The organism is Aminobacter sp. 01T433, from assembly GCF_056398585.1.
Genome location: NZ_JBFTPR010000027.1, coordinates 30022 through 41844, shown reverse-complemented (window position 1 = coordinate 41844; position 11823 = coordinate 30022). Strand labels below are relative to the sequence as shown.

Sequence of the window (11823 nt, the reverse complement as noted above, 5' to 3'; positions counted from 1 at the left end):
ATATATTCTTCCATGGCTGTTCTCCCTTAGATGCTTGGGCCTGACGTCCAGTCGTGAGCCCGTACTTCCATCTTATCGGGGAACAGCCACCCTCCAAGGTTATGATTGGTTCCAGGGTGCATCGCTCCCGCGATTACCCCATGTGGACGGATTTCCTCAAAAGCGACTTCTGACAGTCGCACCATGGCACGCGATGCCGGGAGCGGAGACCGTCCACCTCAGAACCAATGTTCAGTCCGTCCACATCACTTTCGGCGTATACGAATTGCAGGCTCTATTTTTCCACCAATAGGCGAAACAATGCTCTGACGTACCACTAGTTCGCCCGCAACGCGTTGGCGCGAAGCTGGATTGGGAGCCGGTCATGGCGGTAACTCGTTCTACCCCAGATAACATGCCAATCTCGGGTGCCAGCCAAAGCGGCGATTCCACTGGCGGTGAGGCGCATCTTGCATTGGTGCCTACATGGCTTCCGTTCGGCCTTCCAGCCGATCCAACGGGTTCGCTGCTACTCGGCACAGGACAGAACTCGGCTGGCAGCGGTGGCGATGGCGTCAGTATCGGGGTCATCAGCGCTACGCCCACCGCAGTCTTCTCGCCTTCGAACGCGGCGCTCGCCTTGGCTGGCTCCTCAGCCGACGCTGAGCAGACCAACCAAGCACTGGTCAACCAGCATTCCGCCGAAATGGCAGGAGTTGGCGGCAATGGCGGCAACGGGAATGTCGTGATCGGTGGAGATACCGGTGGACACGCCGGGAGCGGCGGCAGCGGCATATTTTATGGAGCGCTCGTCAGTTCCGATGTTGGAGTTTTCACCCCGGTGAACACCGCCGTGGCAGCTGGGCCTGACTCGACAGCGACAGCACACCAGACGAACAATGCCGTACTCCTGCAGGGCGGCACCCAGATTTCGGGCGTTGGTGGATCCGGAGGAGACCATAACTTCGCTGGCGGCTACGGGCCGGGAGGCGGTGCAGCCTCGCTCGTCTTCACCGGCGACAATCACGCCGGTGCAGGTGGCAACGGTACGTTCTTCGGTTCGCTTGTCGACGTGAACGTAGCAATCTACTCACCCATCAACATTGCTATTGCGGGGGCTGGCGGCACCGCCCATGCCGATCAGTCAAACAACGTCCTCTTCAGCCAGGGCTCAACGCAGATCGCAGGCGTCGGTGGCGCTGGCGGAAGCTTCAATATGGCGTCGGACACAATTTTCACGGGCGGCGGCACGACCGGGTCGGGCGGCGACGGCCATTCCGTTGGGAGTATGGTCGGCGTCAATGTGGGATATTTCGAGCCGGTCAACATCGCCGTTCCCGCCGGCGGCACGGCTGAAGCCCAGCAGGTCGACCATGTCTTGTACGACCAGCATAGTCTCCAGATGGCAGGGGTCGGCGGTACCGCCGGCCACTTCAATGTCGTCGACCCCACCCACGCCGATCTGGTCCATGATCTGCTCGTTCATGCCTAGCTAGCACGAGTTCACTTCCCCTCGCGTATCCATTCCCAGTTTCTCGTCATCGTCGCCTCCATTCCAAACATATGGATGGGGGGGCGAAACCGATGCGCGAACGGAACGCAGTTCCAGTTCTGTCGACGTGTCATGCAGACAAAATGGAGCCACCCGAACGGACGTGACCGATCTTGTAGCTAGTCGCGCTGGGGCCCGCATTCCACACTGGGCGGGCAGCCTCTGGTGTCTTTCCGGGCAACACTCGGCGGGGGCTGGAAAGGAGCAACATCATGCCTATCCCCACACTGTCCGACACCATCCAACTTGATGACCCACATGCCGGAAATGCCAGCGCCGGCAATGGCGGCGACGGATACAGCAACGGCAATATTACTTACAACCCCGTCGCATATGTCGCCAACGTCCAGACCGTAACGGGCGCGGACGTCGACGTGCACAATGGCGACCATGTCGCAGATTGGGCAACATGGGATGCTGGCTTCGGCGGGCACGGTGGTGAAGCTGAAGCGGAAAACGCCACCCTTTCGACCCTTACGAACAATGGCTCCGGCGGCGCCGGCGGCAGCTCCACTTCCAACGGCAGCTTGGGTTCAACAAGCGGTGCTGATGTAGCGGCAGTGAGTGCCGACACCACCGCCACCCAGACCACGACCCTTCTGGCGGATCAGCATGCCACCATCATCGCCGGCATGGGCGGCAATGGCGGTGCCGGCAGCATGGCGCGGGGAGGGGATATCTCTTCCGCTCTCGTGCATACCGACCCCAGCACCACTACCACTACCAATACCACTACAGATACAGATACAGCGACGAACTCGATCGCCGACAGTTTCAATTTTAATCACGATGTCGATTTCACCCATTTGCCGGTGTGATGCAGTCCCGGCTTTGGATCGGCGGCCCGCGCCGCCGATCCGGTTTTGCAGAGCCTCGACCGCCAGACGAAGAGCGCCAAGAGACGCCCGCTTTGGGTTCACGTGATGAGGACATTGTTCACACAACCTCTCCGCTCGGCGACGCCGCTGGAAACCGCTTTGCGGGCGTGCCTTCGTTCGTTCGGCTTGGTCTTCGTGTTCAGTTGCGGCTACAATCTCTTTCTTCTCGCCCCTTCGATCTACCTGCTCCAAATCTATGACCGCGTGTTGTCGAGCCGGAGCGTGGACACGCTGATCATGATCACTCTGATCATGGCGGTGGCGGTGGTGGTCGGATCGTTGCTCGACGTCGTTCGTCGGGCCGCTCTTTCGCGCATAGCCAGTTGGCTCGACCATCGGCTGCGCCCGATCGTGCTTGCGGCGGCATTCGAATACGCGGCCCGCTCCGATCCGGGCAAGGCAATGGAGTCGTACCGGAATCTCGCTTCTATCCGGCAGTTCCTGGAATCCCCCGCGAGTGTGCTCCTTTTCGATGTTTTCTGGGCACCGATATTTTTGCTGCTCCTGTTCATGGTCCACCCTTTGCTTGGAATGATCGGTCTTGGCAGCGCGCTGCTGCTTCTGTTTTTTGCCCTCACCATGGAATGGGCGACGCGGGCGCCGACCGCGAGCGCGAATCTCGCACATGCGACGAGCTACGCCCGGCTCGGGACCGCGCTCAAAAACATTCAGATCGTGCGCGCCATGGGCATGCAGGAAGGCGCTGCGCGCTTTGTCTACAAGGACGCCGTGAGTGCGAGGATTGCACAGGACACGGTATCGAGACGGGCGGAAGTCATTCAGGCACTGTCGAAATCTACACGGACATTGACGCAGATCCTGATGATGGGGGCAGCCACCTGGCTGGTGCTTTGGGACAATAGCAACCCGGGCATCATTTTTGTCGCCAGCCTGTTGCTTGGACGTGGTCTGGCCCCGGTAGAGGGCGCGATCGGCACCTGGAGGGCATTCGCTTTCGCTCGCAATGCTTGCGAGCAACTCAATCAGATGCTTGTCGCGGTTGCTCCTGATCCTGGTGTTCGGGAGACGGCCTTGCTCAACCCGATGGGCGACCTTGTGCTCGACAATGTCGGTTTTGCCTCGCCTGTTTCGGGTAAGCGGGTTCTCCAAGGCGTTTCAATGCGCCTGATCGGCGGCGATTGCGTTGCCTTGATAGGCCCTTCGGGTTCCGGAAAGTCCACGCTGGGGCGCATCATTGCCGGCGTTTCGCGGCCGAACGAAGGGCTCGCCTTGCTTGACGGGCTGGAACTTTCGACCTTGCGATGCTCCGCAGACGCGCGCCGTATCGGCTACCTTCCCCAAGACATCGATCTCTTCGGAGGCGCAATCAGGGATGTCATTGGACGCCTTGATGGCGGCGACCCGAAAAAAGTCATCGAAGCAGCCAAGCTCGTGGGCTTGCACGACACGATAATGGGCTTGCCACAAGGTTACGAAACGGATGTCGGCGAAGGCGGAACCGCGCTGCTTCGGGCACAGAGACAACAACTCGGCCTGGCTCGAGCCGTCTACGGCAATCCGAGCCTCGTGGTCCTTGATGATCCCAATTCGAGTCTGGACTATCGCGGAGAGCGCATTCTGTTCGAGACCATTGAGCGGTTGAAGTCCAGACGAGTGACCGTCGTGGTCATCACTCATCGGATGGGTATCCTGCCGATCACCAACAAGATCGCGATCCTGAGGAACGGAACGCTCAACGCGTTCGGCGATAGTGAGAAGATATTCGATGCCCATCTTCGCCCGCCGCCGCAACTCGAACAAGGCCTGAAGGCCGGCTAATGACCTTAACCTCGCCAACCTCAGTTGTCCCTCTGGCCGGCAGCGCTGAAGCACTGCGGAGATCGCGAGCCGTTCGGGTTCCGAACCCCGTAAGCTATGCACCAAACGGCGATCAATTCGGGGGGTATGCGGAATTTGCGCCAGCGCCGCCGAAGCCGAGGCTTCGCGCCGTCGCCTGGACGGGTAACCTGCTTATTGGCTGTTTCGTGTTGGGACTGGGAATCTGGTCGGTTTTGGCCCCCCTCAAGAGTGCGGCAATCGCATCCGGAATTGTCGAGCCGGAATCGAGCCGCAAGACCATCCAGCATCTGGAAGGCGGGATCGTTCGACAGATACTCGTCAAGAATGGCGATGTGGTTTCTTCGGGACAGGTCCTGATAAAGCTGGACGACGTGAAGCCACGTTCGGAAAGCAACAGTCTGAGCGGGCAGTTCTGGGATGCCAAGATACGTCAAGCACGGTTGCTTTCCGAGCAGGGCGAAAAAGACCACGTCGTCGTCTCGGAGGAAATACAGGCTGCGGCGAGCACCCACCCGGCAATCCAGGCGATCCTGGCAGGGCAACAAAAGATCTTCGAAACGCGGCTACAGGTCACGCGATCGCAGATCCGGCTGATCCAGGAAAAGATGGCTGAAATCCAACAGGAGATCGTCGGGCTTCAAGCGCGGCAGGTCGCGCTGTCGACCAGGGCCGACATCGCGCGGAAGGAGCTAAATACCGTCACCGATCTCGTCGCCAAGAAGCTCGAAAGGCAAGGCCGCCTTTTTGATCTCATGCGCGAAAGTGCGAACGTCGACGACCTGCACGGCGAAACGGCCGCTCAGATCGCTCGCGCCGAAGAGACCATCAGCGAAGCGCAGGCTGATCTTTTGAAGTTTGAAAGCGGCCGTCAAAATGAGATCGCGCAGAGCCTTCGGGACACCGAGAGTCAGCTATTGCAGCTCGAAGAGCGAATGCGAGCCGCCGATGATCAACTTGCCAGGACCGAGATCAGAGCCTCCGAGGATGGGGTGATTACCGATCTTCGCATTCACACGACGGGTGGGGTGGTGGGCGCAGGCGAGCCGCTTCTTGACCTCGTGCCGAAAGAGGGCCGTCTCATCGTTACCGCGCACATCAGGCCGGAGGACATTAATGTCGTGCATGTCGGATTGCCGGCCAAAGTCCACCTCTTGCCTTACGATCAGCGGCGGGTTCCGCTCATTTCCGGTACGGTCACTTACGTTTCTGCTGATCGCCTCGTGGATAAGCAGACCGGCCAATCCTACTATGCGGCAACGATCCGTGTTTCGGATGAACAACTGGCTGCGATGACGGATGTGAGGTTGGTGCCTGGAATGCCTGCGCAGGCGTTGATCGAGACCGGTCAAAGCACCGTGGCACTCTATGCGCTAAGGCCGATACTCGATAGTTTCAACAGGTCTTTCCGCGAGGATTGATCAGGTCCACTAAGCCATCGACGAAACCAGGGCAATGAGCAACCTGGTATGTCGCGCATGGCAACGGCGCACGCTGACATTCTTGGCGGCGCTGCCTATCTATGGTTGTTGTTCGAATCTTGCGCTGCTCTCTTGCCAAGCTGAATTACGATTTCGGTTCTATTCTGGACCCGCAGCTTCCGCATGATGTGCTGGATGTGCATTTTCACAGTGTTTTCGGAGATATTCACGTTGGCTGCGATGACCTTGTTCGAATGACCGAGCAGCAACTGCGCGAGAACGTCCTCCTCCCGATGGGTAAAACCTGAGGCGGTGTCAAGAACGTCAATGCTTTCCGGGGCGTAGGTATGTCCGTTGACGTATGTCTCGAGCCCAGCTGGCTCCTCGACATGCGTGCCCCTGGGATGCGGGCAATACACGCCGCCTGCTAGGACAAGGCGAACCCCTGCAAGGGCGACGTCAAGGGACAGCGAAGTGGTGAAGAAGCCTGCGACGCCCATCCGCAGCGCCTGCACGGCCATGCACGGGTCGTCGGCATTCGACAGGAGTGCAATCTCGGCTTGTGGGAAGGCTTCTTGCACCGCGGCGAGATCGTCGCGCAGCTTAGGATCTTCGATACTTCTCGATCCCATGTAGAAACCAACGATGCGAACGTCCATGCCGCATGCACTGAACAAGCTGTCGACCGACTCCATCTCGACAAAATCCCATCCGGGGAATTCAGCTTTGAGGAGCCTGACGATCGAAGTTCTTGCGAGTGCGTGGTTTCCTATCACGATCATAGCGCATGGGCTATGCGAGGAATGGCGGGGCATTATGCTCCCCCCTTGTTGGCACCCTGAGACACACAAACAAGCTCGCGAATGTATCACGTCCACCTGTTTGGTCACAGCGAAATAATTGGCGAATGTAAAAGCATTCAATGGCCAAGAAGCATCTAAAAGAATGATTTTTCTGGAAAGTCTATCCGAAAGTTACATGTGCATGGAAGGCAATGCCGGCAAGTTCAGGTATTGATCCTGAACGAATTTGGTTTCAGTCTTTCAATATCGCAGTCGCTGACGCGACGAGGCCGGTATGATTTTGTTCAAGGGTATCCACTACCCTGGGGATGTGATCAGATATGCGGTATTCTTCGATGTTCGCTATCACGCGCATGTGAAGCGTCCTGAGATTGAGCCTCACAGGAGGCGTCGGTTCGACACCGTGTTTTGGTCCGGTAGGGCGTCAGGCCTTGGGTCTGCGGCAGAAGCTGCAGGCCGACAACGTCGGCGAGATGCCGAGGAAGTTGTTCATGGTTTTTCGTAGTGGCAGGGTTTGAACGTCGCGTCCCCCCGATCAATTCAGCCGCTACCTCGGATTGTAAAACCCATTGCGGAAACGGTGACCGCGGCGTCCAGGCCGGCCCGGCAGAGCTGGCCGCTTACTCTTACCATCATCATTTTGTATACAAAACTAAAGCCATATGTTGACAAGAATGTATTTTAGGCTTTCCCTTACGTCATCCGAGCTGCACAAAACAGGGAACACCGCGCCGGATGCCAAAAATGGGGAGTGACATGATCAACAGACGCTCGACATTGAAATCGTTGGCGCTCGGCGCCGTCTCGGTATTGGCAATTGCAACCGGAACCAGTTTTCCGGCCCAGGCTGCAAACAAGGAACTCAAGATCGGCTTCGTCGGCGTGACCAGTGGTCCCGCCGCGGCCTGGGGCACATCCAACGTGCGCTCAATGCAGACACGCGCCGATTGGCTTAATGAAACCGGCGGCGTGAAAATTGGTGCTGACACCTACAACATCAATATCGTGACCTTCGATGACCAGAAGGACCCCAAGCGCGCCATCGCCGGCATGGAGAAAATGGCCCAGGAAGGTATCCACTATGTCGTCGGCCCGAATGTCGACGACGGCGCGGCCGCTGTCCGTCCGGTGGCGGAATCCAAGGGGATCATTTATTTCCCCTATGCCTTCCCGAAATCGCTCTATGTCCCGCCCGCTTCCAACGCCGTACTTGGCATGGTCGCCAACTACCAGTCCGGCCCGGCGATCTACAAATATCTGATGGAAAAGAAGGGGGTAAAGAAGATCGCCTTCATCGCTGCCAATGAGTCCGACCCGCTTAGCCAGCGTGACGGAGGCGTCGCAGCTGCCAAGGCGCTCGGCCTCGACGTCGTTGCCGAGACCGACACCTACCAGAACGACACGCGCGATTTTACGCCAGTTCTGACGCCGATCGTGCAATTGAAGCCGGACCTGCTCGTGCTTTCGGGGGTCGCCCCGGCCAATGCGCCGCTGCTCATCCGCGCAGCGCGCGAACTTGGTTATGAAGGCCTGATCTCGGCAGAGACGGCACAGGATGCGGGCGTGCTGCAGGAAGGTGCAGGCGAACTCGCCAACGGCTTCATCTCGGTCGGCGGCGCTTCCACGCCCGAAATCCGCACGCCGGTGATGGACGAGTTCATCGACCGCTACACCAAGAAGTTCGGCGAATACAACGACGAGTCCAACACCAAGGTCTATGCGCTCGAATACATCATCGAAACGCTGAAGGCGAACCCCAAGGCGATCGACAATGTCGACGAGTTCAAGAAGACCATGGACACGTTCTCGGCGCCCAATCCTTACGCCAAGGACGGCACACTGAAATATGTCGGCACGACTTCTTTTGGCCAGAAGCGCCAGGTTTCGGTGCCGATGGTGGTGACGGAGTTCGAGAACGGCGCGTTCAAGACGCTGTTCGTCGGCGAAGTGGACTGACGTTCGACGCAGCGCTTCAACCGAGGTTCGGGGCAAATCCCGGACCTCTTGCCGACCGGATTTGCCGTCATGGAACAGGTGATCGCCAACGGGCTCTATCTCGGTGCCCAATACGCATTGATCGCGCTCGGTCTGACGTTGATCTTTGCGCTGATGAACGTGCTCAACTTCGCCCATGGGCAGATGTATGTGATGGGTGGTTTCGTCACATATTCGATCTACGGCCAGCTCAAGCTGCCCTTCGCCGTTGCGCTGATCTGTTCGGGCGTGACACTCGCGATCATCGGCGCGCTGATGGAAAAGTTTCTCTTTCGCACGGTGATAAGACGCAGCAAGCGCGAAGAGAGCACGATGCTGCTCGCGGCAGCCACCGCATTCTTCCTCGATTCCGTCATCCTGCTCCTGTTCGGAGAAAAGCAGCGCGGCGTGCCCAAGATCATCAACGGTGTCTTCGTTTCCGACGGCTTGATCATGCCCTACGACCGCATGGTTGTCGGCGTGGTCGCCATCCTGATGATCGCCGCCTTCATGCTCTACATGCAATACAGCAGGCCCGGCCGCGCCATGCGTGCGCTGGCGCAGGACCGCATCGCCGCGCAACTGATGGGGGTGAATGTCAACCGCTATTCGATGCTCGGCTTTGCCCTGGGCGCGATGCTTGCGGGGATCGTCGGCGGGCTGCTGGTCAGCATTACCGGCATCAACTCAGGCATCGGCGGCCCGATCTCGATCAAGGCCTTCTTGATGGTAATGATCGGTGGCGCCGGTGTCGTCGGCGGCGCCATCGCCGGCGGCTTCATCTTGGGCATGATGGAGTCGGTCGGCCTCACCGTGCTGCGCGAATATGGCGACGTGACCTATCTCGTCATTTTCGCGCTTTTGATGGTCTTCCTCAGCATCCGCCCCAACGGGCTGATGGGCAAGCCGTGGGGTTGACGCGATGACGAGAGCCCCGACCACCAAGATCGTCTCGGCAGTCCTGTTCCTGCTGGTGCTCCTCGTTGGCGTGCCGCTTTTCATCAACGCCACAGGTCGCAGCGACCTCTATTACACGCTGACCTCGGTAGCACTTCTCAGCATCATTAGTGCGGGCGTTTGGATCACTTTCTACATCGGCCGTATCAATATCGGCCAGGGCGCCTATGCGCTGATGGGCGGTTATGTCTCGGCCATCCTCGTCATGAACTATGGCGTGTCCTTCTGGCTCACGCTGCCGATTGCCGGGCTGTTTTGTGCCGCGGCAAGCGTGCTCATCGGCTTGCCGATCCTGCGGCTGCGCGGTGTCTATTTCGCCATGGTGTCGCTGGTGTTGACCGAGGTTGCTCGCCTGCTCGCGCTCGCATTGCCCATCACCAACGGCGCCAAGGGCATCGTCAGCATACCCTTGCCGTCCGGCATCAGCCTTTTCGGCATCAAGCTGGTTCCAGATTTCGCCACGCTCGCCAACCCGCGTCTCGCCTTCTACATCGTCGCCGTGCTCTTGATGGCCCTGTGCTTCGCTGGGCTATATCGGCTCGTCCATTCGCGCATCGGCCAGCTCTGCCAGTCGCTTCAGCAAAATGAGGAACTCGCGTCCTCGATTGGCGTCAACATCGCCTATCTCCGCGTTGTCGCCTATGCCATCTCGTCCTTCCTGGGTGGCGTCGGTGGGGCGATGTTCGCCTCGATCTCGCAGTCGATCTACCCGTCGAGCTTCACCGTCGCCGACTCCGTCAACTTCATGCTCAACTGCTTCCTGGGCGGGCTGGGCTATGTGCTCGGACCGATGCTCGGGACCTTCGTTCTCTATTTCGGCTGGGACATGCTGTTCCAGACCGGGGAATACCAGCTCCTGATCTTCTCGACCGTGTTGATCGCGCTCATTCTGGTCCTGCCCAATGGCCTGCTCAGCTTGACCCTGCCGGCCAAGAGGAGCGCTTGAGGCCATGGCCGACATTCTCGAAATCTCCGGGCTCACCAAGCGTTTCGGCGGCCTCGTTGCGGTCAATGACGTATCGTTTGCGGTGGGCGAACGCGAGATCCTGTCCGTGATCGGACCGAACGGCGCCGGCAAGTCGACGCTGTTCAAGCTAATTGCCTCATTTCTTCGGCCGACCGACGGCGAGGTGCGTTTCAAGGGCGAACGGATTTCGGGGCTCGCGCCGCATATCGCGGCCCGTAAAGGCGTGGTGCGCACCTTCCAGGAAACCACGATCTTCAAGAGCATGACCGTGCGCGACAATGTCGTGACCGCCCATCACCTGCGCTCGCGCGCCAGCCTCGCAGGCTTTTATCTCGGCAGCGCCGCCGCCCGCCAGGATTTGGAAGCATTCGGCGAATCGGCGGACGAGATCCTCGCCTTCCTCGGCCTCGCGCCCATGCGAAACGAGGTCGCCAGCACCTTGCCCCACGGCCACCTAAGGGCGCTCGGCATCGCCATCGGACTGGCCACTAACCCGTCGGTGATCCTGCTAGACGAACCGTTCGCCGGCATGAACCATGACGAGACCAAGCGCGCGGTCGAGATGGTGCGAAAGCTACGCGGACGCGGCATCACCGTGCTGCTGGTCGAACACGACATGGCCGCGGTGATGAATATCTCCGACCGCATCGTCGTGCTCAATTTCGGCCAGAAGATCGCCGAAGGCACGCCGGCCGAAATCCAGCGGGACCCCAAGGTGATCGAAGCCTATCTCGGCGCCGAAGATGAATCGATCGGGATGTAGCCATGGAGCCGCTGCTCAAATTCGATGAAGTCGAACTCTACTACGACCACGTCTATGCGCTGAAGGGGGTGTCGCTGGAAGTCCGCGAGGGCGAGACGGTAGCGCTGATCGGTGCCAACGGGGCCGGCAAGACTTCGATCCTGCGCGCCATCACCGGCCTCAAGAAGGTCCGCAAGGGCGAAATCCGCTACCACGGCAAGCGCATCGATGGCGCTGCACCTGACGAGATCGTGCGCATGGGTATTTCCATGGTGCCCGAAGGGCGTCGTGTCTTCTCCTACATGACGGTTCGCGACAATTTGCTGATGGGCGCCTTCACCCGAACTGACAAGGCCGAGGTCCAGCAAAGCATTGACATGGTACTGGCGCGATTTCCCCGCCTCAAGGAGCGCTATTCGCAGCAGGCCGGAACGATGAGCGGTGGCGAGCAGCAGATGCTGGTGATCGGCCGGGCGTTGATGGCTCGGCCACGCCTGCTGCTTCTCGACGAACCGTCGCTCGGCGTCGCGCCCAAGCTGGTGCAAGACATCGCGCGCTCCATCGTTGCGATCAATCGCGACGAAAAAGTCAGCGTACTTCTTGTCGAACAGAACTCGCGCATGGCGCTGCGCATCTCGCAACGCGCTTATGCGCTGACCACCGGCAAGGTGGCGCTCAGCGGCAATTCGGCCGAGATGCTGAACGACGAGCGGGTCAGAAATCTTTATCTCGGCGTCGAATCCTAGGCGGGAT

10 protein-coding genes are annotated in these 11823 nt (G+C 59.3%); 9 read left to right on the top strand and 1 reads right to left on the bottom strand.

What is annotated here, in order from left to right:
* The first annotated feature begins 364 nt into the window (after positions 1–364).
* From AC1DLV_RS28090 to AC1DLV_RS28075, 4 genes are all read left to right on the top strand, one after another.
* The gene (locus AC1DLV_RS28090) at positions 365–1471 is read left to right on the top strand and encodes a hypothetical protein (protein ID WP_476803319.1); all 1107 of its coding nucleotides are present in this window, start codon (positions 365–367) and stop codon (positions 1469–1471) included.
* 272 nt (positions 1472–1743) lie between these two features.
* Positions 1744–2349 carry a PE-PGRS family protein gene (locus tag AC1DLV_RS28085; RefSeq protein ID WP_476803318.1) on the top strand — a complete coding sequence of 202 codons (606 nt, stop codon included), beginning with the start codon at positions 1744–1746 and terminating at the stop codon, positions 2347–2349.
* 105 nt (positions 2350–2454) lie between these two features.
* Positions 2455–4188 carry a type I secretion system permease/ATPase gene (locus tag AC1DLV_RS28080; protein WP_476803317.1) on the top strand — a complete coding sequence of 578 codons (1734 nt, stop codon included), beginning with the start codon at positions 2455–2457 and terminating at the stop codon, positions 4186–4188.
* Positions 4188–5627: an HlyD family type I secretion periplasmic adaptor subunit gene (locus AC1DLV_RS28075; protein WP_476803316.1), complete on the top strand. Its 1440-nt coding sequence runs from the start codon at positions 4188–4190 to the stop codon at positions 5625–5627. The genes AC1DLV_RS28080 and AC1DLV_RS28075 overlap by 1 nt, the downstream gene beginning before the upstream one ends.
* Positions 5628–5722: 95 nt before the next feature.
* Here the strand turns inward: AC1DLV_RS28075 and AC1DLV_RS28070 are convergent, their stop codons facing one another.
* Positions 5723–6409, bottom strand: coding sequence for a helix-turn-helix transcriptional regulator (locus tag AC1DLV_RS28070; protein WP_476803315.1), 687 nt, complete (start codon positions 6407–6409; stop codon positions 5723–5725).
* Positions 6410–7186: 777 nt separating this feature from the next.
* On the opposite strand from AC1DLV_RS28070, the gene AC1DLV_RS28065 reads away from it, so the two are divergent.
* From AC1DLV_RS28065 to AC1DLV_RS28045, 5 genes are all read left to right on the top strand, one after another.
* On the top strand, positions 7187–8386 hold the full coding sequence (locus AC1DLV_RS28065; protein ID WP_476803314.1) for an ABC transporter substrate-binding protein: 1200 nt from the start codon (positions 7187–7189) through the stop codon (positions 8384–8386).
* 69 nt (positions 8387–8455) lie between these two features.
* Positions 8456–9322 (top strand): branched-chain amino acid ABC transporter permease, encoded by an 867-nt coding sequence (locus AC1DLV_RS28060; RefSeq protein ID WP_476803313.1) that lies wholly within the window; start codon positions 8456–8458, stop codon positions 9320–9322.
* A gap of 4 nt (positions 9323–9326) precedes the next feature.
* A complete protein-coding gene (locus tag AC1DLV_RS28055; RefSeq protein WP_476803312.1) occupies positions 9327–10307 on the top strand; it encodes a branched-chain amino acid ABC transporter permease in 981 nt (326 codons plus the stop codon).
* A 4-nt stretch (positions 10308–10311) separates the two neighbouring features.
* Positions 10312–11091 (top strand): ABC transporter ATP-binding protein, encoded by a 780-nt coding sequence (locus AC1DLV_RS28050; RefSeq protein WP_476803311.1) that lies wholly within the window; start codon positions 10312–10314, stop codon positions 11089–11091.
* A 2-nt stretch (positions 11092–11093) separates the two neighbouring features.
* A complete protein-coding gene (locus AC1DLV_RS28045) occupies positions 11094–11816 on the top strand; it encodes an ABC transporter ATP-binding protein (RefSeq protein ID WP_476803310.1) in 723 nt (240 codons plus the stop codon).
* Positions 11817–11823 lie beyond the last annotated feature (7 nt).